The organism is Paratissierella segnis (genome assembly GCF_014385195.1).
GTDB classification, from domain to species: Bacteria; Bacillota; Clostridia; order Tissierellales; family Tissierellaceae; genus Paratissierella; species Paratissierella segnis.
In genome coordinates, this window is record NZ_JACRTG010000029.1 from 70,224 (window position 1) to 89,017 (window position 18,794).

Below are 18,794 nucleotides of genomic sequence, written 5' to 3' on the forward strand. Positions count from 1 at the left end.
AAGCCTCCACAATTAACCTTTTCAAAAAGAGACACATCAGTGTCTCTTTTATGCATTAATAACTAGGGTTTTACTGAGTTGATAATATCATCAATTTTTTCATTTTCTAGTCCTAATGCTGATGTAACTTTAATCTCGCCTGATGTTACTTTTTCCTCAGCCTTTTTAACTTCCTCTCTTATATCTTCCGGTACGTTGGATTCATAGTATTCATTGATTGCAATACCAGAACCACCTTCTTTGATTCCAAGACTCTCAAAATTCCCATATGGTAAAGAACCTTCCAAATGCAATTTTCCTGCACGTAATAGTGATTGATCTACTTGTTTTAGTACAGAAGTTAAAATTACATTTGCCTTAGCTTCATCTACACCTTTAAACAGCAAAGCTTGATCGGAGTCAACCCCAATTATATATTTATTCATCTCAACAGCTGCCTCTATGCATCCCAAACCTGCTTGTTCTGCAGCTGGAAATATAATATCAACGCCTTGGTTATATTGAGCTATAGCAGTTTCTTTGCCTTTTGCAATATCATCCCAAGATCCTACATAAGAAACATAAACTTTAATATCTGGTTCAACTGATTTTGCACCTTCAATATACCCTACAAGAAAGTCACTTATAATTGGATGAACTTCTCCACCTATAAATCCAATTTTCTTCTCAGGATTCGAATTTTCCATATCCGATTTTGTTACTAATGCTGCCAAAACACCTGCTAAATACGAGCCTTCATTTTGTTTATAGCTAATTGCATATACATTGGGATACTGTCCATTTTCTATTTCTGTATCAAATAAAATAAATTTTTGATCCGGGAATTCTGTAGAAATTGATTGTATCAATTCCCCTGCATTAGATCCATTTGTTATAATGGCATCATATTTTCCCCCTTCAGCAAGATCCATAAAAGTTGGTTCCCATTTTGTTTGATCTCTACCTATTTCTATAATATTGGTCTCGAACCCTAATTGTTCCGTGATTAATTTGATTCCATTTGCTGCTGAATCATTAAAAGATCTATCACCTAATTGTCCGGTAACTACAAAAACAAATTTAGGTTTTTTAGTGCTATCCGTATCGCTAACTTCAGGAGTACTTGGTGCTTCAGGCTTAGAACAGCCAGATAACATAGTTAACAATAATGCAGTCATAAGTAATATTGATATAATTTTTTTCATACAATTACCTCTTTCCTTTTTTATTAAATTAGTAAAATAAAACATTTATTTAAGTATTAAATTGTGCAATTCAACCTTCTCTTTGGTAGGAATCGAATCTGATGCTCCTTTTTCGCTTATTGCTAATGCAGAGGCTACTGATGCTCTTTGAAGGGATATAGGAATGGAATTTCCCTCTATCACAGATGCCAAAAAAAAGCCTGCAAAAGTGTCTCCTGCACCAGTAGTATCTTTTATCTCAATATCATATACGCCAAAACTATGGCTTTCATCTTTATCCACATATAATGCACCCCTATTTCCAAGGGTTAGAATAATTTTGGCATTTGGAAACATTTTCAACATGCTCCAAGCAACCTTTGCATTATCCTTTTCACCAGTAATTGACATGCCTTCTAACTCATTTAAAATAAACCATGTGACATTTTTAAGTGGCAATAAACTAATATTTTCATCAATAGGTGATGGATTAAACATTATATGCATATCCTTCTTTTTAGCTTCTTCCATAATGTAATCAATATTGCTTATTTCATTTTGAAGCAAGATAATATCTCCTTCTGAAAAATTCTCAAGAACATGATCAATAAATTCCTTTTTAACATCTTGATTTGCACCGCCATAAATTATAATGCTGTTTTGACCTAATTTATCAACTTGGATAATAGCTTGTCCTGTTTTAGAATCTGATACTCTTATATTTTCTGTATCTACGCCTTCATTGTTTAGAACTTGAATCAATTGTTCTCCATCCTTGCCTATCATTCCAGCATGGAAAACCTTACAACCTGCTCTGGCTAATGCAATAGATTGGTTAAATCCTTTTCCCCCTAAAAAAACCTCCAATGAATCGGATGCTATAGTTTCACCTGGTTGAACTAAATGGTCAACATTATATACATGATCTATATTCAGAGATCCAAAATTCAGAACCTTCAAACACTCACCTCCATCTAAATAATTATTTCTTTTTACTTTGCCTTAATTCGTTGTAATAGACTAAGTTGTCTCTCTTACAATAAGTTCCGTTTTTAAAACTTTGCTCATCTCCATTTCTTTATTATTAATTACATCTATCAACATCCCAACTGCTTCTTCACCCATTTCATAAATAGGTTGTCTAATTGTTGTAAGAGGTGGATCCATATATTTTGAAATTGAAATATCATCAAACCCTATGACCTTTACATCTTGAGGCACCTTAATTCCTCTTTCCTTCAATGCTTTTATCGCGCCAATCGCTATTAGATCATTGCCGCAACAAATCCCATCTATATTAGTTTTTTCCAGTAAAGACACTGTGCCTTTATATCCGGTTTCTATGGTATAATTTTGTAAAAATATTTTATTTTTATCAAAATTTATTTTGCTTTCTAATATAGCGTTTTCATAACCTTGTAACCTTTGAGCAGACGATTTAGTCGTTTTATTAGATGATATAAAGCCTATATTTTTGCATCCCTTTTCAATAAGTAATTTTGTTGCATTATATGTCCCTTCTTCATTATCAACGGTTATTCTCCCAACTTTTTCGTCTGTAGATATATCTCTATCTAATAAAACCATTGGAATCTTTCTTCTTCTCAATGACCTTTTAACACTGTTTTCAGAAGCTGTTAATATGATTCCATCAACCATTTTTTCTTGTAGTATCTGAATATATTTTTCTTCTTTTGATTCCTTATTGTCGGAATTACACAAGATAACAGAATAGCCTTTTTTTTCTGCCGCATCTTCTACTCCCCTAGCTAATTCAGAGAAAAACAGGTTCATTACATCCGGCATAATAATCCCAATAGTTTTGGTATTTTTTATTCTTAAACTTTTTGCAATTCCATTGGGAATATATCCTTCTCTTTCAACAATATCTAAAACATTTTTCCTTGTTGCTTCACTAATATCTTTGTCTTTACCATTTAATATTTTAGAAACGGTTGCAGTTGATACACCTGCAAGCTCAGCAATTTCTTTAATAGTCATTTTATTCCCTACCTCATTATTAAGTAATCGTTTAACTAAATCGTTTACTTAATTATATCACATAGAAAATTAAAATCAATATATAAATCCAAAAAATTGATTCATTTATGATAATGTCCTAATATATCGTTTATGATTATGTCCCAACAATCATAAATAATATATAATATAACCCTATGACAAAAATAATGGGGTGACTAAAATGAGAAAGGTAATTTTAACTATGACAGAAAATGAAAAATACAAAATAATTAAGAAATTAGTTAATACAAATGGAAATAAGAAAAGAGCCGTCTTATCATTAGGTTGTACATGTAAATAGAATGATTCAAGGATATAAAATACATGGAAAGGACTATTTCGTACATGGTAATCGTGGAAGAAAGCCTACTCATACTATTAAAGAAGATATAAAAAATACAATAATATATCTTTATCGTACAAAATATTATGATGCTAATTTTGAACATTTTTCTGAACTACTTGAAAAGTATGAAAATATCAAAGTTTCACCAAGTACTGTCCGTTCTTTTTTAATGGAAGAATTCATTCTTTCTCCTATGGCTCATCGTTCTACAAAGAAAAGAGTTAAAAAACAGTTGGAAGAACAAAGGAAGAATACAGCCTCTAAAAAAGAATTAGAGAGTATTAGTAATAAAATTGTAGAGATTGAAGATGCTCATCCTAGAAGACCTAGATGTGCATACTTTGGGGAAATGATTCAAATGGATGCTTCTGATCATCTTTGGTTTGGAGATGTAAAAACACAACTGCACGTTGCTGTAGATGATTCTACAGGTGCTATAGTAGGTGCAAGAGACTCTTAATGGCTACTACAATGTATTGAGTCAGATACTTAAGGGTTATGGTATACCCTACATGTTTTTTACGGATAGGCGCACTGTTTTTGAGTATAAAAAGAAAAAATCCTCTTTGGTAGAAGAGGATTCTTTCACTCAATTCGGCTATGCCTGCAAGCAATTAGGAATTGATATTAAAACAAGTAGTGTTACCGAAGCCAAAGGACGCGTAGAAAGAATATTTCGAACCCTACAATCACGTCTCATAATAGAATTACGGCTTATAACGGCATTCCCACCATTGAGCAAGCTAATGCATTCTTAGACTCTTTTATAAAAGAATATAATGCTAAGTTTGCTCTGCCAATAGATGATATCAAATCTGTCTTTGAAAAACAACCAGATGATGAGAAAATAAATCTAACTTTAGCTATCCTTACAAGCCGCAAGGTAGATAATGGGCATTGCATTAAATTTGAAAATAAGTATTTTAAGTTAATGGATAGAAATGGATCTCCAGTATATTATCGCAAAGGTACTTCAGGTATGGTAGTTAAAGCATTTAATAAGGATTTGTTTTTCTGCATAGATGAAATTGTTTATGCTTTAGAAGAAATACCTTCACATGAACATAAATCAAGAAACTTTGACCATGATATTAATGTTGAAAAACCAAGAAAAAATATATACCTCCAATGAGCCATCCATGGAAACAGGCATCATTCGAGAAGTATATGAATAAACAAGCACATAGACCGGACATAACTGGGTTAATATCTTAATTAAACTAATAATCTATAAGGGTCTTATAAAATCGTGTATTTTAAAGGTTTATTAAATATGCTTAAATTTCAGAACATTAATCATAAATTGATTTAGCACAACATTTCATGTCTTTATTGTAGAGGTATGTATGCTAGGCTGGCATAAGTGTGCCAACAGGCTTTGTTACCCAGTGCATTTCTGGGGGCAGAGCCTGTTTTCAAGCCTGTTTTAGCTTATATATGGGTTCCTGCAGTCAAGATTTTAATTGTTTAAAAGTTAAATCAATACTAAAAATATCAAAGCACCAAAACATATGATAAGATACCTCCTAAGTAGACAAGGTAAATAACCAAATCTACTTAGGAGGTATTTTTATGGGACATTTTCAAAAGTGCTTGACAGTTTTTTGAAACCTGGTATGTTTATGCAAATATATCCTGCTACTATCTGGAATTTATTTGTCCTATTTAATATAACATATCCAAATTTTCATGAATTTTTTATTTAGCCGACTCTTTTTTTATTTAATGAGAAAAAAGTAAAACTCCCTATTAAAATAAAAAATAAATACAAACCAACTTTACAAAAGAAAGAAAAAAGAGAACAGAGCGTTATAGCAAGGGTGATACTAAGCTATCTATAAATTATAAATTTAGTTGATAATCGCAAAAATATCTTCTGTACTTTTAGCAGTTATCAGCTTTTGTTTTTTTTGTGGTATATTTAACAATTCAATAATTTCTGCAATTATATTTAGATGACTAGTGTTATCATTGGTAAGTAGCATGATTATAAGTGATACTGTGCGCGAAGAATCTAAACGCATAGGAATCGGTTTTTTCAATGTTATTATACTCATGCATGGACCTGATATATCTTGTGTTAACAAATGAGGCATGGCAACATCATCATCAATAACGGAATATCCCTTATATTTTTTATTAAAATAAATCATTTCATTTACATGTTTCTGCGTGATATAACCTTTATTAATCAACAAGTCCCCAGCAGCTTGTATTGCTTCATCACAATTTTGTACATCTACTCCTATCCGCACTAACCCAGGTCTCAATACATGTTTAATCCCAAGGATTACGTCTTTTTCACCTAAATAAGGTTGCTCTTGTAACCGCTTTGCTACATCTACAATGAGCATAAGCTTTTGCTGAGGTTTAATATCTAGTGCATTTATTACAATATCAATTGTTTTATTTATAGATTTGCAATCATAATCCAACTGAAGTTGAAATGGAAGACTTGACATTAGTTTCACGATGTCTTCAATAGGAAGCATGGGATTTACATATATATATTTATTATAGGAATTTTGTAGAGGAATAGTACTAATTATAATATCTCCTTGTAATTCATGTTCTGTTTCTAAAAATTCATTATATGAAATAATATTTGTAACATTAATATTGTTAAACAAACTTTTTAGACGATATTCTAAAAAACGTGAAGTAGCAAGACCACTGTTGCAAACAATAATTACATTTATGATACGACTGACTTCCTCTAATTTCCCATCAGAAATTGAAGAAACTAATATAAATGCGACATCACTTGCTTCCTGTTCAAAGCAACAGGGTTCTATATTTAACCTATTTATTGAAATATCATGCAGCCACTTATAAACAGCTTTATATACATTGGGATATTTTAAAAAAATACTTTCTTTCTCTACTTGATTTTCACGATGACTATATATTTTTAAAAACTGACGGCACGTAAAAATGTTTATATAAGTAGCAATATCCACTAATGAACGCATATCTACATTTATACTTCGCCCTAAATATATCTCCATGCTAGCAATAAATTCCTTAGCCATTTTCATTTCAATTGAATCTTCTTTGATGACTGAGCTATATTTGTCTAAAGAATACCATACTAAATTAAGATACCTCTGTTCATCTTCATTTATACTATCTATGTCTATTAATTTAACAACCTCTGAAAAATCAATATTTTGCTGAGCATAAATTTCCATAAAAAATGAATTGTTTTTAAAACTTACCTTTATACTATGACCTTGTTTAATTCTTGTAACAACAATGAGCAAGTGGAAAAATAAATCACATATGCCTTCATCTGTTAAATTGGTAGAATTCTTACTTTGAAGCAACTGAATAATAGACCATATCTTTTCACGGTACATTTCAAAAATATAAGCAAGTTTATCAAGCCGATAGGTAGTAAGCAAGCCCTTTAAATCAGCAAAGTGAGAATGAATCATTATTGGATACATATAGTCAAAGGAAATCATTATATTTTTTAATAGAATAAAGCATCCACGGCGTATATTCTCCTCACTATCCTCAACATATGTACCAATACGAGGACGAGACACAAGATTGACTTGGTTTTCCTCCATCCATGCTTTAATATCTCTCATATCATTTGTAACAGTAGCTGTACTAATTTTAAAAATCTGTGATATTTTGATTGTAGTTATCGGTCCTTCTCGAAACAAAATCTGACCTACAATAGCAAGAATTCGCTCTTTGGGTAAAAGGAAACATCCTTCTATGGAATAGTCCCTTAGAAGATCAATAATTTCATGACCTAATTCAATAAGTTGAACGCCCAAATTTGGAACCCTTCTAATAGGATTTAAGTCATTGGACAAAAGCCATTCATCAATTTTTTCCATATCATTACGAATGGTACGATCACTGACAGAACAAAATTCAGCTAATTTTGCAATAGGAATTGGTTTTGTACGTCTCAATAGAAAATGAACAATCCCTATACATCGTCTATTAATCATAACTTACACCTCACAAGTACATATTTACCTCCATTAGGATGACAGTCAACGTTACTATTTCTATTAAATTTGCTTCCACAGGAGATTTTACTATGAAAATAGTTATCCTATCGTTGTGGAGTTGATATCCACAAAAAACTATCGTTGCAACGTCTGTATCTACTGATAAACAAGGTATCTCTACCTACCAGCAAAAAACCCTTTTAACTATTAATAGTGATAATAAACGATTTCACTGTCGGTTTATTGAAGACAATTGTTAATCCAAGTGATGGTATATCCATTTTTATTGATTCCCCTGAGAAATAAACTTGTAGAAAACTTTTACTGATTAGAATGGAAGAACAATATCATTTCATACTTAAGAATTCAATTTCTTCATAAATAATTTTTCTTCCATAAAGAAAATTAATTTCATGCTGATTGACACGATATTTATATTTTGACAACTTAAAGAGCAAAGTTTCGAAACATATAAGTTGTCCTACAAATTCATCTTTAAGGGCAATATATATCCTTCCAGTTGGTTTTATTAACATTAGAACCTGCTTCACAATGTCAGCAATATTCATTTTTTTAGTGAAAACATGAAAGATGCATATGACATCATAATAATGAGCAATCAAATCTTTGTATTGATTCGTATAGACTAGGTTAACACAACTAGAAACAAAAGTCTTTTCTGCAAATTCAATACGTGTAATATCTAAATCATAGCCAGTTACTGTTTTAGCATGCTTAGCTAAATAGTAGCTTCCTCCACCATAACCACATCCATAGTCCAAGACAACCTGTTTTTTAATCTTTTCTTCTGTCAGCTCATATGGGGCAAAAATTATGCTTAAAAATTTACTTGTTCGGATAGTATCAAAAAAAATATCAATATTATTGTCCATAAATCTCCTTCATTCTATAAGCAAGATATCCGTCATGTCGAAACGGATATCTTGTTCTAATTAATTTATTAAATAAATATATTAATTATTTAAATAAAGAAAATATCTTTATAAATAGTAACCCAATTGTATTGAAATCGATTGCTTCATAAGCACCACCTGTAGCTACAAGATGCCCAGTAAATGGGAAAGTAAAAGCAACCATATATTGAAGCAAGAATCCTGTAACAAAAGCGCTAAATACAGCATTTTTGTAACCACCATGTGCATTTGCATAAACACCGATTAATGCACCTTCAAAAAAGTTTATTTGTACACCTGGAAGAACAACAGGTGAGAACCCAGTAATACTCATAACCAAAGTTGCACAGACTGACCCCACTAGGCTAGATACAAAACCTATCATTACTGCCGTTCCCCCATAAGGGAAAATTGTGGGATAATCCAAACCAAGCTTTGCATTGGGAAGAATCTTTTCTGCAACACCTGCAAATGCGGGGATTAATTCGGCAAGCATCATACGAACGCCATAAAGAATGACAGCGATGCCACCACCAAATGTTAATGATTGTAATATAACATATACGATCCATGGTGTCGATTCAGCAATCTCCTGAGTTACAGATATTCCAGCTACAAATACAAAAACAAAATTAAGAATCAAAAAAGCTACACTTGTAGACATTATACTGTCTTTCATCCAATTTAAGGATTTTGGAAAACTTATCTCTTCGGCAGACTTGCTATTTTTTTTAAACAATCTACCAGATTCACCAGCAATTATAATACCAATGCTACTTGGAACAAAATTGCAATGCTCATCGGTAAGTGGTTTTGCATAATGAGCTGAAATCGTAGTAGATATCCAGAAATAAATTCCTGAAAAAACACCTCCAATAAGAACAATCTGGGCTATTGAAAGGCCAAACCCACCCATTACACTTGCCATAAATGCAGTCCAAAACAATTGAAGATGAACGGTTAAAGCAAGATTTCTCCACTTAGTAAACCTAGCTAAAATAATATTGATAATAAAAGCTACAATAAACATTAATGCCGATTCAGTACCGTATTTTAACATAGATTCTGAATATACTGCCCAGTATAACGGAAGAACACCGTTAACACCTAATCCTTTCTGAACAAGTGTGGTAAGAAGATTGATAGGTGTACCAATTATCCCTGTACCTGCACTAAGAATAAGATATCCCATCATGGTTTTCAATGTCCCAAGAATAATATCCCCGCTTTTTTTTCTTTGGATAATAAGACCAATTAAAGCTATAAACCCTAACATTATTGTAGGATCACCTAAAACATTAACTATAAAATTAATCACAGAGACTTCCCCTCCTTTATTCACTTTTTATTCCAAGCGATAGTAGGTGTTTGTGTAGCCCACATCCCACCATCTATACCAATAGTTTGACCAGTAATATATTCAGCTTGTTCAGAACATAAGAAACTTAGAAGCTTAAATATATCTTCAGATTCGCCGAATCGACGCAATGGAATCTGGGATAGCTTGGATTCTTCCCTATGTTGAACAAAAATTTCTGACATCATTGGAGTATTGACTACACCAGGCGCATAACAATTAACTCGGATATCATATGGTGCTAGCTCAGCAGCCCAAACCCTAGTAAGTGTTACCAAGCCATTCTTTGCCGCGCCGTATGCTCCTGAGGATGTATTGGGGAAAGTAGCAAGAATAGATGAAACGTTAATTATATTACCACCTTCCCTTTTCATAAATGGTATAACTGATCGCGTACAATACATTGGTGCCATCAGATTTACACGAATCATCAACTCTATATGATCATCAGTAGAGGTTTCAATCATGCTTTTGTGTAATATCCCTGCATTGTTGATCAAAATGTCGATTTTGCCAAAATGTTTACCTATATCTTCAATAATTGCTGAAACTTGTGTACTGTCACTCACATCAGTCGCATAAGCCTTAAAACGGTCTGAATCAGTAGGACCCATATCTTTTACTACCTCATCAAGAGACTTCGAATTCAAATCAAGTAGACTTACTGCTGCACCTGCATGATAAAATTGCTCAGCAAAATATCTACCTTGACCTTGACCAGCGCCTGTAATGACAACGATTTTTCCTTTAAACCCTTCTGTTCCCATGGTTCTCCTCCTTTACAAAAATATTTGATATTAACAACGCCTAGTCTCTAACATTAAAGCATATTCTTCTCTTTAAAAAATACTTCTAGCTTATCTCGTATCTCTTGTTTATTTACAAAGCTGTTTAAAATAATGATAGGAACATTGATTTCGGTTATAACTTCTGCTATTTCACTACCAACCAGTATTAAATCAGCATCTTTTACAGCACCCTTATATGTTGTAGTATCACTTACCTCTAGATCAGCATTAATACCGAGGCTATCAATGACTTTTTTAGCATTCATTTTTAAAATTACACTGCTTCCACATCCACATCCACATATTACCAGAATACGCACTTATAAGTTCACCTCCTTTCCATTAAAAATGTCCGCAATTTTTTGTTTGTTTTTGCATTTTGCAATTTCATAGATAATATTTTCATCTTCAAATATATCTGCAATCATTTTCATATGCGCCAAATGAACACCATCATTATATCCTGCCAATCCTATTACTAATTGAACAGGATCATTAGACTGGTTACCAAAATAAACAGGTGCCTTGAGAGTAACAATGCTAATACCGCTACTTATCACACTAATGCTAGGTCTAGCATGAGGTATTGCTAACCCTGGAGCAATTACAATATATGGACCTAGTTCTTTGACCATTTTTATCATATCATCCACGTATTCTGACTTGACAAACCCATTCTTCACCAGCAGATTCCCAGCTATTACAATGGCTTCTTCCCATGTCTTAGGTTCGGCACCTAAGATAATACAATTATTAGAAACTACATTTGCTGCTTTCATTCATCCAATCCAGCAACGATCTCTTTTCCTGAGCTCGCTCCTATCCTCGTTGCACCTGCTTCAATCATCTTAAGCGCATCAGCAGTAATACGTATACCACCAGCAGCCTTTAGTCCAGTAGTAGGTTTTATATGTTTTCTAATCAGCTTTACATCCTCAACTGATGTGGATCGTGGTAACATTGCGCTAAAACCAGTGGAAGTCTTTACAATATCAACCTGATTTGCCTCAGCTAACTCACAAGCTTTTATTATTTGCTCCTCATTAAGAAGTGGTGTTTCGATAATCAATTTAAGTAGAACACCATTATCATGGCATAATTGGGAAACCCCAAATAACTCTTGGTTTACAATATTATAAAGCCCAGATTTAAGAGCACATACATTAAGAACTAAATCAATTTCTTCTGCTCCTTTTTCAATAGCTTCTTTAGTAGCACAAATTTTGACCTCAGGTACATCCATACCTAAAGGGAAACTTATTACAGTACACACCTTAGTATTAGTGTTTTTGAGAACTGATGTAGCTGTCTCTACCAGCGTGGGAAGTATGCATACGCTTGCAAAACCTGCTTCATCAGCTTCCTTACAAAATTCGGTGATATATTGTTCCGTCTGACCAGGCTTCAAGTTTGTCTGATCAATAAATTTAGCAAGTACTTGTTTTTTCATAATAATCTCTCCTTTCTTTACTAAGCTTTATAAACTGTCCACAATTTCGAATGAAGCACTAGTTGCGATACGTGAAACTCCAGCTTCAATAAAAGCTATAGCATCTTCTTTGGTACGGACACCACCAGATACCATTATTTTAAGATCATCTCCATAATGTTTTTTAACAAGCTTAACTTGGTCAAGAGTTGTTGAATAACCATATCCAGGGTTAGTCTTTAAAAAAGGTATTCCTAATTCAAGTGCAATTTCACAAGCACAAAGTTGCTCATCCTCTGTAAGTAAGCTTGCAAAATACAATAATTTGCATATCCTGCCTTCCATCATTTCTACGCATGGCTTTAAATCTTCCTTTACCTTTTCATAATGTTTAGACTTGAATGCACTGATATCCATTGCGATATCTAACTCGTCAGCCCCATCTTTTAAAGCAGTCTGAACCTGTAATACTTTTGATTTATGGTTCATACTTCCTAATGGATAAGATATTACAGAACATAATTGCTTACCAGCAGCGTGCAAAATCTCTGCATTGCTCTTAATAAAGAATGGTTCTGTCAAAGTCATTTTGAAGTTGTAATTTAGAGTTTTGCGGACAAAAGACTCCACTTGTGTCATAGTCGGTGCAGGTGTAGCACCAAGTGATGCATCTATGATACTTTCCACATCATACTTAGTAACATTCATTTTATAACTCCTTTCTCTATACATGTATTCTTGATAACAGTGAGGCTAAATTTGAATCACTGCTACTTAATTTCAAGCATAGCATGAGGAATATTATGTGTAAATCATATATGTTTTCACTCCCATTTTGAAATTTATTATTGAATAACTAGATAAGCTATACTAAAAAGGACAAGTTAATTCTGAAAAAATAATACTATTAGGTCAAATGACCCAGGGTAATGTATAATAAGAGTTAGTAGATACTGACGAATGGAGGATTCCCCAATGGGGAATTATAGCAGAAGAAATAATGGAAAGTAATAATTCATGTCAAAGATTACTTAATGAATTAAAAGAAGAATATGGGTTAAGCCCAATAGAGACGAAAGCACTGATTGAGCAGTATCTAGTACCAGCTGCACTTACCGCGAGTTTTAATTGTGAAGAAAATCCAGAAAACAGAAAAGGTTTAGCATTTACAAAAATTAAAATCCAACAATTAACATGAATTTATGAAGATAATCTTCTTAGCTATGAAGATATAGGAAATATACTGTGGATAAGTATATGCATTATAAATCGTTACATAAACACTATCGAAAGGTATAAAAAGGTGGAAAATTTCTTTAATTTGATCTAATAGAAAACAAGCTTTTGAAACTAGTTTTTGTGATTTAACTTTAAAAAGTCTAATTTAGCCCTGCTATTGATATAGGCTCACTGCGGAAACCTTCAGCGAGCCTATATCAATAATTTTATTTTGACCTAATGACTTCTCTAAATCCATAACCCTTATGCAAGTATGCAAAAATTTGTATTCCAAAAATATCCCTCCTATTTATTTAAGGTATAGTATAACATACCCACTCATCATTCATTAAAAAAACAGTATTTGTTAAACAACACAATCTATAAGAAGAACCAAAAACAATCATCATATGTTGTAGAAAACTTCTTAGAAAATATAATTCAAGAGAAAAACAAAACACCCTAAACAGTAGTATAATAAATTGGAGATGCATAATGCATAAATGAAGCTGTTAATTCTTTTCAAATTCAATTATATCTCGTAATTCTGGTACAACATCCTTTGGCAACTCTCCATACAAACCTTGAACCAAATTTTGTGCAGCTGCCATAGCCATTTTATTTCTTGTTTTTTCAGTTGAAGATGCAATATGTGGCACCGTAATCACATTTTTCATTTTTAGCAAAGGGCTATTGCTGTCAACTGGTTCTTGTTCATATACATCAAGACCGGCAGCTAATATCTTATTATTTTGTAATGCTCTTATTAAAGCATTTTCATCTACAGTTTTTCCTCTGGAGGCATTGATGAAAATAGCTTCTTTTTTCATCTTTGAGAATTTATCATCATCCATAAGATGATATGTCTCATCTGTTAATGGAGTCATTAAAACCACAAATTCACAAGTACCTAGTAAAGAATCCAATTCTAGATACCTTACCCCAAAGGAATCCTCAATTTCATGTCTTCTATTCCTATTATAATAATAAACATCCATATCAAAACCTAACTTAGCTCTTTTAGCCACATACCCGCCTATTCTCCCCATACCAATAATTCCGAGAGATGATTTATAAACATCTTTTCCAAAAAATATTTCATCATCTCCCTTTTTCCAATTACCATCTTTAACATATCCATCTAATTCAGGAATTCTCCTAGCAGAAGCTATTATAAGTCCCATTATCAAATCCGCCACGGTATTATTTAGTACTTCAGGTGTATTAGTTCCAATAATATTTCTTTTTTTCATAGCATCAATGTCAAAATTATTATATCCAACAGATATATTGCTGATTATCTTAAGCTTTGGAGCATGTTCTAGAAAATTTTCATCTACCTTAATTGGAGGCATTATTATCCCTTCCGCATCATGAATTTTATCTATTATTGTATTATAATTTGCCTTTTCACTCAAAATCGCATAATCACAATATTTTGCAATATATTCTTCTACATCTTTTGGAATTTTTTTAGCAATTATCACTTTAGGTTTTAACATATTTATACCTCCTATTTTGAAGTTTACTATAAAAAGGTTAACTATACATAGGATGATATAAGCAGCCTAATTTCAGTATTTTGAATCATCCCATTATTAAATAGTACCCCAATATTAATCATTAATAACTATTAATAATCTTTTTTATCTTTACCCATCATTCACCCAATTTTAATTCAATATTCTAAAAAATTAAAGACTTTTCTACATTAATATTGTATTATTAATATATAGTAGATTTTATTAAGCAGTTTAATTTTAATGGAGGTGTTATTATGAAGGGATTTGTAGACCTAAACTCAGACTTAGGAGAAAGTTTTGGAGCCTATACCATTGGTTTAGACTCAGAGGTACTTAAATATGTCACTTCTGCAAACGTTGCCTGCGGATGGCACGCCGGTGATCCTCTAATAATGGACAAAACTGTTAAGCTCGCAGTAGAAAATGGGGTCGCAGTTGGCGCACATCCCGGTTATCCTGATTTAATGGCTTTTGGAAGAAGAAATATGGATATTACACCAAATGAAGCAAAAAATTATATGCTTTATCAATTAGGTGCATTGAGTGCCTTTGCTAAATTCCATGGTACAAAGATACAGCATATGAAACTACATGGTGCATTTTATAATACCGCATGTGTAAAAAAAGAATTAGCAGATGCAATAGTAGAAGCCATGTTAGAAGTAGACAAAGATATAATTATCATGGCATTAAGCGGAAGCTGCTTATTACAAATAGCTGAAGAAAGGGGGTTAAAGGTTGCTCACGAAGTATTTGCAGACAGGGCATATAATGCAGATGGTACATTAGTTAACAGAAGATTGCCCGGTGCAATGATACATGATAAAAACTTAGCAATTCAAAGAATTAAAAGAATGGTATTAGAAGGAAAGGTTACAGCTATTGACGGTACAGATATTGACATCAAGGCTGATTCAATCTGTGTTCATGGAGATAATCCTGAAGCAGTTAGTTTTGTGAAATTGATAAGAGAGAGTCTAGAGGCAGAAGGGATAGAAGTCAAAAATATAGGTAGTTTTATTAAAAGGGGGAATTAGAATATGAGTAAGACAAAAAGTAAAAATTATTCAGTTCTTATTGGCGCAGCATTTTTAATGGCTACATCGGCAATCGGACCGGGTTTCTTGACTCAAACTGCAGTATTCACCGGTGAACTTCAATCAACCTTTGGGTTTGTTATACTTGTATCTGTAATCTTATCCTTGATTGCTCAGCTTAATGTTTGGAGAATTATAGGCGTATCAGGGCTTAAAGGACAAGAAATCGCAAATAAGGTTGTTCCGGGATTAGGCTATTTTGTTGCATTTTTAGTAGCTTTAGGCGGATTAGCATTCAATATCGGAAATGTTGGCGGAGCCGCTATGGGATTTAATATTTTATTTGGAATAGATATTAAAATCGCCGCAGTTATATCAGCCGCATTAGCAATCGTAATCTTCGTTTCTAAAGAAGCAGGCAAGGCAATGGATAATTTGACCAAAATATTGGGTGGCATAATGATAGTCTTAGTTGCTTATGTAGCTATAAAAACAAAACCTCCAATAGGTGAGGCTCTTTATAGAACCGTAATACCTAAAGAATTTCCTATGCTTGCAATTATAACCTTGGTAGGTGGCACTGTAGGCGGATATATAACATTTTCAGGAGGGCATAGGCTTATAGATGCCGGAATCTCCGGTGAAGAAAATTTAGATGAAATAAACAAATCGGCATATATGGGAATCGGAATAGCAGCAATAATGAGAGTATTGTTATTCTTAGCTGTTTTGGGAGTCGTTTCAAAAGGATTTGTACTTGACCCTGCAAGTCCTCCGGCATCTGCTTTTAAGGAGGCAGCTGGAAACTTTGGATATAAAGTATTTGGGCTAGTCATTTGGGCTGCAGCTCTTACATCAATAGTAGGCGCTGCATATACATCGGTTTCATTTATTTCAACATTTACAAAACTGATATCCGACCATGTTAATAAGTGGATAATTGGATTTATAGGCGTATCTACGATTATATTTATTACCATAGGTCAGCCTGCAAAGTTATTGGTAGTTGCAGGATCATTGAATGGACTTATACTTCCTGTAACCCTAGGTACCATGCTATTAGCATCCGGAAAGAAAGAAATAGTTGGCGATTATAAACATCCTAAATGGCTGCTTATCACTGGCATTTTAGTAGTAATAATTACAGCTTTCTTAGGAATAAGCTCCTTGTCAGGTCTTAAGGCTCTATGGAGCTAGAAAAGGGTGATTTGAATGTATGATAAAACGAAGTTTCTTCCTGCAGGTGATCGAGCCTTAGTAATGGAATTCGGAAATAGCATTAGTCCGGAAATCAATACAAAAATCAGAAATATGGCTAATACAATAAATAATTTAAATATCAATTATATAACTGAAATCATTCCTACCTACAGATCAATTTTGATTATTTTTGATCCATTACAAATTTCATACGGAAAACTGATAGAAAATCTAGAGGAAATTGAAAGTTCTATGGGCGAAGGAGATGTAGGAGCTATAAGGATCGTAGAAATCCCTACAGTATATGGTGGAGAATACGGTCCAGATATCGAATTCGTGGCAAGTCACAACAACTTAACTGTTGAAGAGGTCATTGAGATACATACATCAAGGGATTATCTTCTTTACATGTTAGGTTTTACTCCGGGATTTGGATATCTGGGCGGAATGGATGAAAGAATTGCCACACCCAGACTTAAAACACCGAGAACTAAAATTCCCGGAGGATCCACTGGCGTCGCAGGTTCACAGACAGGGATATACCCCATAGATAGTCCGGGAGGTTGGCAGCTTCTAGGGCGCACTCCTATTAAGCTTTATGATCCCATATCAGATCCGCCTGTACTTCTAAAGGCAGGAGACTTTATAAGATTTGTACAAATAACTGAAGAAGAATATAAGGAAATACAAGAATTAGTCAAAAGGAACGAATATGAGGTAAATATTATAATGGATGGGGAGGTAAGAAGCCATGAATAAAATTATAATAAAAAAGCCCGGACTTTTTACTACCATCCAAGACCAAGGAAGATGGGGCTTTCAACAATTTGGAATAACTACAGCGGGGGCGATGGACAACTTCTCCATGAGAATTGCAAACATGCTCATCGGAAATAAAGAGAATGAAGCTCTGTTAGAATGTACCTTTTTAGGACCTGAAGTTGAATTTGGTTGTGATGAAATCATAAGCATTACAGGGGCCAACATGAGTCCTAAGATCAATGGAGAACCAGCCTTGATGTGGACTTCAATTAGAGTAAATGCAGGAGATAAACTTACGTTTTCCGGTGTACTGAATGGATTAAGAACTTACATTGCCTTCAGTAAAGGGATTGATGTCCCGAAAGTCATGGGAAGCAAGTCAACCTATGTTAGAGGAAACCTTGGCGGATTGAATGGTGGAAAGTTGTCAGAAAATGACGAAATTAAATTGGGTGAAAAATCTTTAAGCAATGAGGGAAGCTATCTTCTTAAAGGATTTATGCCAATATACAAGAAAGAAAATGTAGTCAGGGTGGTAATGGGACCTCAGGATGATTATTTCACTGATGAAGCCATCCAAGCTTTTTTGAATTCTATCTACAAGGTCACAGCTGAATCTGACAGAATGGGCTATAGACTTGATGGACCAAAGATTGAGCACAAACTGGGAGCGGATATAATATCCGATGGCATAGTCTCAGGTTCGGTCCAAGTACCAGGGCATGGCTCTCCGATAATAATGATGAATGATAAACAAACTACGGGAGGATATACAAAGATTGCTACAGTGATAACTCCTGATTTAAACTTACTTGCCCAAATGAGCCCGGGATGCGAGTTAAGATTTGAAAAGGTGACAGTTGAGAAATCCCATGAATTATATATAGAATATGAGAATCAATTTAAGGAAATACGAGAGTTTATTGATAAAAATAGATTTCAATTCCATAAAACTAAAAACCTCAATCTCAATATATCCGAAAGGATATTTAATGTTAAAGTAAACGAGATAGAATGACTATAATGAGATAGTCTCTCTAGACTCCAAACATCATATCATA

Annotated in this window: 19 protein-coding genes; 7 read left to right on the forward strand and 12 right to left on the reverse strand. The window is 33.4% G+C overall.

Annotated elements, in window-relative coordinates; genetic code table 11:
* Window positions 1-62: 62 nt before the first annotated feature.
* Genes H8707_RS12170 through H8707_RS12180 form a run of 3 tightly spaced genes read right to left on the reverse strand, consistent with a single transcriptional unit; the run spans window position 63 to window position 3,164 of the window.
* Window positions 63-1,184: a BMP family ABC transporter substrate-binding protein gene (locus H8707_RS12170; protein ID WP_262430411.1), complete on the reverse strand. Its 1,122-nt coding sequence runs from the start codon at window positions 1,182-1,184 to the stop codon at window positions 63-65.
* Between the two features lie 45 nt (window positions 1,185-1,229).
* Window positions 1,230-2,123, reverse strand: coding sequence for a ribokinase (locus H8707_RS12175; protein ID WP_262430412.1), 894 nt, complete (start codon window positions 2,121-2,123; stop codon window positions 1,230-1,232).
* A 60-nt stretch (window positions 2,124-2,183) separates the two neighbouring features.
* Entirely contained in the window at window positions 2,184-3,164 is a 981-nt protein-coding gene (locus tag H8707_RS12180; protein WP_262430413.1) for a LacI family DNA-binding transcriptional regulator, read from the reverse strand.
* 323 nt (window positions 3,165-3,487) lie between these two features.
* On the opposite strand from H8707_RS12180, the gene H8707_RS12185 reads away from it, so the two are divergent.
* Together H8707_RS12185 and H8707_RS12190 are read left to right on the forward strand one after the other, a co-directional pair.
* Window positions 3,488-3,991, forward strand: coding sequence for a hypothetical protein (locus H8707_RS12185; protein ID WP_262430414.1), 504 nt, complete (start codon window positions 3,488-3,490; stop codon window positions 3,989-3,991).
* 471 nt (window positions 3,992-4,462) lie between these two features.
* Window positions 4,463-4,663 (forward strand): hypothetical protein, encoded by a 201-nt coding sequence (locus H8707_RS12190; protein ID WP_262430415.1) that lies wholly within the window; start codon window positions 4,463-4,465, stop codon window positions 4,661-4,663.
* A 718-nt stretch (window positions 4,664-5,381) separates the two neighbouring features.
* Here the strand turns inward: H8707_RS12190 and H8707_RS12195 are convergent.
* The 8 genes from H8707_RS12195 to deoC (H8707_RS12230) form a co-directional block, all read right to left on the reverse strand.
* Entirely contained in the window at window positions 5,382-7,502 is a 2,121-nt protein-coding gene (locus H8707_RS12195) for a BglG family transcription antiterminator (RefSeq protein ID WP_262430416.1), read from the reverse strand.
* 350 nt (window positions 7,503-7,852) lie between these two features.
* On the reverse strand, window positions 7,853-8,398 hold the full coding sequence (locus H8707_RS12200; RefSeq protein ID WP_262430417.1) for a methyltransferase domain-containing protein: 546 nt from the start codon (window positions 8,396-8,398) through the stop codon (window positions 7,853-7,855).
* 85 nt (window positions 8,399-8,483) lie between these two features.
* Window positions 8,484-9,737, reverse strand: a complete 1,254-nt coding sequence (locus H8707_RS12205) for a PTS ascorbate transporter subunit IIC (RefSeq protein WP_262430418.1) — start codon at window positions 9,735-9,737, stop codon at window positions 8,484-8,486.
* Window positions 9,738-9,757: 20 nt separating this feature from the next.
* Window positions 9,758-10,543 carry an SDR family NAD(P)-dependent oxidoreductase gene (locus H8707_RS12210; RefSeq protein WP_262430419.1) on the reverse strand — a complete coding sequence of 262 codons (786 nt, stop codon included), beginning with the start codon at window positions 10,541-10,543 and terminating at the stop codon, window positions 9,758-9,760.
* A 53-nt stretch (window positions 10,544-10,596) separates the two neighbouring features.
* A complete protein-coding gene (locus H8707_RS12215) occupies window positions 10,597-10,884 on the reverse strand; it encodes a PTS sugar transporter subunit IIB (protein ID WP_262430420.1) in 288 nt (95 codons plus the stop codon).
* Complete coding sequence (locus H8707_RS12220) at window positions 10,885-11,343, reverse strand: PTS sugar transporter subunit IIA (protein ID WP_262430421.1); 459 nt, start codon at window positions 11,341-11,343, stop codon at window positions 10,885-10,887. It lies immediately after the preceding gene.
* Window positions 11,340-12,014, reverse strand: coding sequence for a deoxyribose-phosphate aldolase (gene deoC / locus H8707_RS12225; protein WP_262430422.1), 675 nt, complete (start codon window positions 12,012-12,014; stop codon window positions 11,340-11,342). The genes H8707_RS12220 and deoC (H8707_RS12225) overlap by 4 nt, the downstream gene beginning before the upstream one ends.
* 27 nt (window positions 12,015-12,041) lie before the next feature.
* Window positions 12,042-12,725, reverse strand: a complete 684-nt coding sequence (deoC, locus tag H8707_RS12230; RefSeq protein ID WP_262430423.1) for a deoxyribose-phosphate aldolase — start codon at window positions 12,723-12,725, stop codon at window positions 12,042-12,044.
* 268 nt (window positions 12,726-12,993) lie between these two features.
* On the opposite strand from deoC (H8707_RS12230), the gene H8707_RS12235 reads away from it, so the two are divergent.
* The gene (locus H8707_RS12235) at window positions 12,994-13,191 is read left to right on the forward strand and encodes a hypothetical protein (RefSeq protein ID WP_262430424.1); all 198 of its coding nucleotides are present in this window, start codon (window positions 12,994-12,996) and stop codon (window positions 13,189-13,191) included.
* A 532-nt stretch (window positions 13,192-13,723) separates the two neighbouring features.
* Here the strand turns inward: H8707_RS12235 and H8707_RS12240 are convergent.
* A complete protein-coding gene (locus tag H8707_RS12240) occupies window positions 13,724-14,713 on the reverse strand; it encodes a 2-hydroxyacid dehydrogenase (protein WP_262430425.1) in 990 nt (329 codons plus the stop codon).
* Window positions 14,714-14,988: 275 nt separating this feature from the next.
* Between H8707_RS12240 and H8707_RS12245 the strand changes: the two genes are divergently transcribed.
* Genes H8707_RS12245 through H8707_RS12260 form a run of 4 tightly spaced genes read left to right on the forward strand, consistent with a single transcriptional unit; the run spans window position 14,989 to window position 18,751 of the window.
* Window positions 14,989-15,771 (forward strand): LamB/YcsF family protein, encoded by a 783-nt coding sequence (locus H8707_RS12245; RefSeq protein WP_262430426.1) that lies wholly within the window; start codon window positions 14,989-14,991, stop codon window positions 15,769-15,771.
* A 3-nt stretch (window positions 15,772-15,774) separates the two neighbouring features.
* Window positions 15,775-16,968 (forward strand): NRAMP family divalent metal transporter, encoded by a 1,194-nt coding sequence (locus H8707_RS12250; RefSeq protein WP_262430427.1) that lies wholly within the window; start codon window positions 15,775-15,777, stop codon window positions 16,966-16,968.
* A 15-nt stretch (window positions 16,969-16,983) separates the two neighbouring features.
* Window positions 16,984-17,730: a 5-oxoprolinase subunit PxpB gene (gene pxpB, locus H8707_RS12255; protein WP_262430428.1), complete on the forward strand. Its 747-nt coding sequence runs from the start codon at window positions 16,984-16,986 to the stop codon at window positions 17,728-17,730.
* A complete protein-coding gene (locus H8707_RS12260; protein WP_262430429.1) occupies window positions 17,723-18,751 on the forward strand; it encodes a 5-oxoprolinase subunit C family protein in 1,029 nt (342 codons plus the stop codon). The genes pxpB and H8707_RS12260 overlap by 8 nt, the downstream gene beginning before the upstream one ends.
* The last annotated feature ends 43 nt before the right edge of the window (window positions 18,752-18,794 follow it).

What these genes read in the sequence shown, in the direction of transcription:
- H8707_RS12185 (WP_262430414.1), top strand. Translation starts at nt 3,488, where the DNA reads ATGATTCAAGGATATAAAATACATGGAAAGGACTATTTCGTACATGGT.
- H8707_RS12200 (WP_262430417.1), bottom strand. Translation starts at nt 8,398, where the DNA reads ATGGACAATAATATTGATATTTTTTTTGATACTATCCGAACAAGTAAA.
- H8707_RS12210 (WP_262430419.1), bottom strand. Translation starts at nt 10,543, where the DNA reads ATGGGAACAGAAGGGTTTAAAGGAAAAATCGTTGTCATTACAGGCGCT.
- H8707_RS12195 (WP_262430416.1), bottom strand. Translation starts at nt 7,502, where the DNA reads ATGATTAATAGACGATGTATAGGGATTGTTCATTTTCTATTGAGACGT.
- H8707_RS12170 (WP_262430411.1), bottom strand. Translation starts at nt 1,184, where the DNA reads ATGAAAAAAATTATATCAATATTACTTATGACTGCATTATTGTTAACT.
- H8707_RS12245 (WP_262430426.1), top strand. Translation starts at nt 14,989, where the DNA reads ATGAAGGGATTTGTAGACCTAAACTCAGACTTAGGAGAAAGTTTTGGA.
- pxpB (WP_262430428.1), top strand. Translation starts at nt 16,984, where the DNA reads ATGTATGATAAAACGAAGTTTCTTCCTGCAGGTGATCGAGCCTTAGTA.
- deoC (WP_262430423.1), bottom strand. Translation starts at nt 12,725, where the DNA reads ATGTATAGAGAAAGGAGTTATAAAATGAATGTTACTAAGTATGATGTG.
- H8707_RS12235 (WP_262430424.1), top strand. Translation starts at nt 12,994, where the DNA reads ATGGAAAGTAATAATTCATGTCAAAGATTACTTAATGAATTAAAAGAA.
- H8707_RS12250 (WP_262430427.1), top strand. Translation starts at nt 15,775, where the DNA reads ATGAGTAAGACAAAAAGTAAAAATTATTCAGTTCTTATTGGCGCAGCA.
- H8707_RS12260 (WP_262430429.1), top strand. Translation starts at nt 17,723, where the DNA reads ATGAATAAAATTATAATAAAAAAGCCCGGACTTTTTACTACCATCCAA.
- H8707_RS12190 (WP_262430415.1), top strand. Translation starts at nt 4,463, where the DNA reads ATGGATAGAAATGGATCTCCAGTATATTATCGCAAAGGTACTTCAGGT.
- H8707_RS12220 (WP_262430421.1), bottom strand. Translation starts at nt 11,343, where the DNA reads ATGAAAGCAGCAAATGTAGTTTCTAATAATTGTATTATCTTAGGTGCC.
- deoC (WP_262430422.1), bottom strand. Translation starts at nt 12,014, where the DNA reads ATGAAAAAACAAGTACTTGCTAAATTTATTGATCAGACAAACTTGAAG.
- H8707_RS12180 (WP_262430413.1), bottom strand. Translation starts at nt 3,164, where the DNA reads ATGACTATTAAAGAAATTGCTGAGCTTGCAGGTGTATCAACTGCAACC.
- H8707_RS12240 (WP_262430425.1), bottom strand. Translation starts at nt 14,713, where the DNA reads ATGTTAAAACCTAAAGTGATAATTGCTAAAAAAATTCCAAAAGATGTA.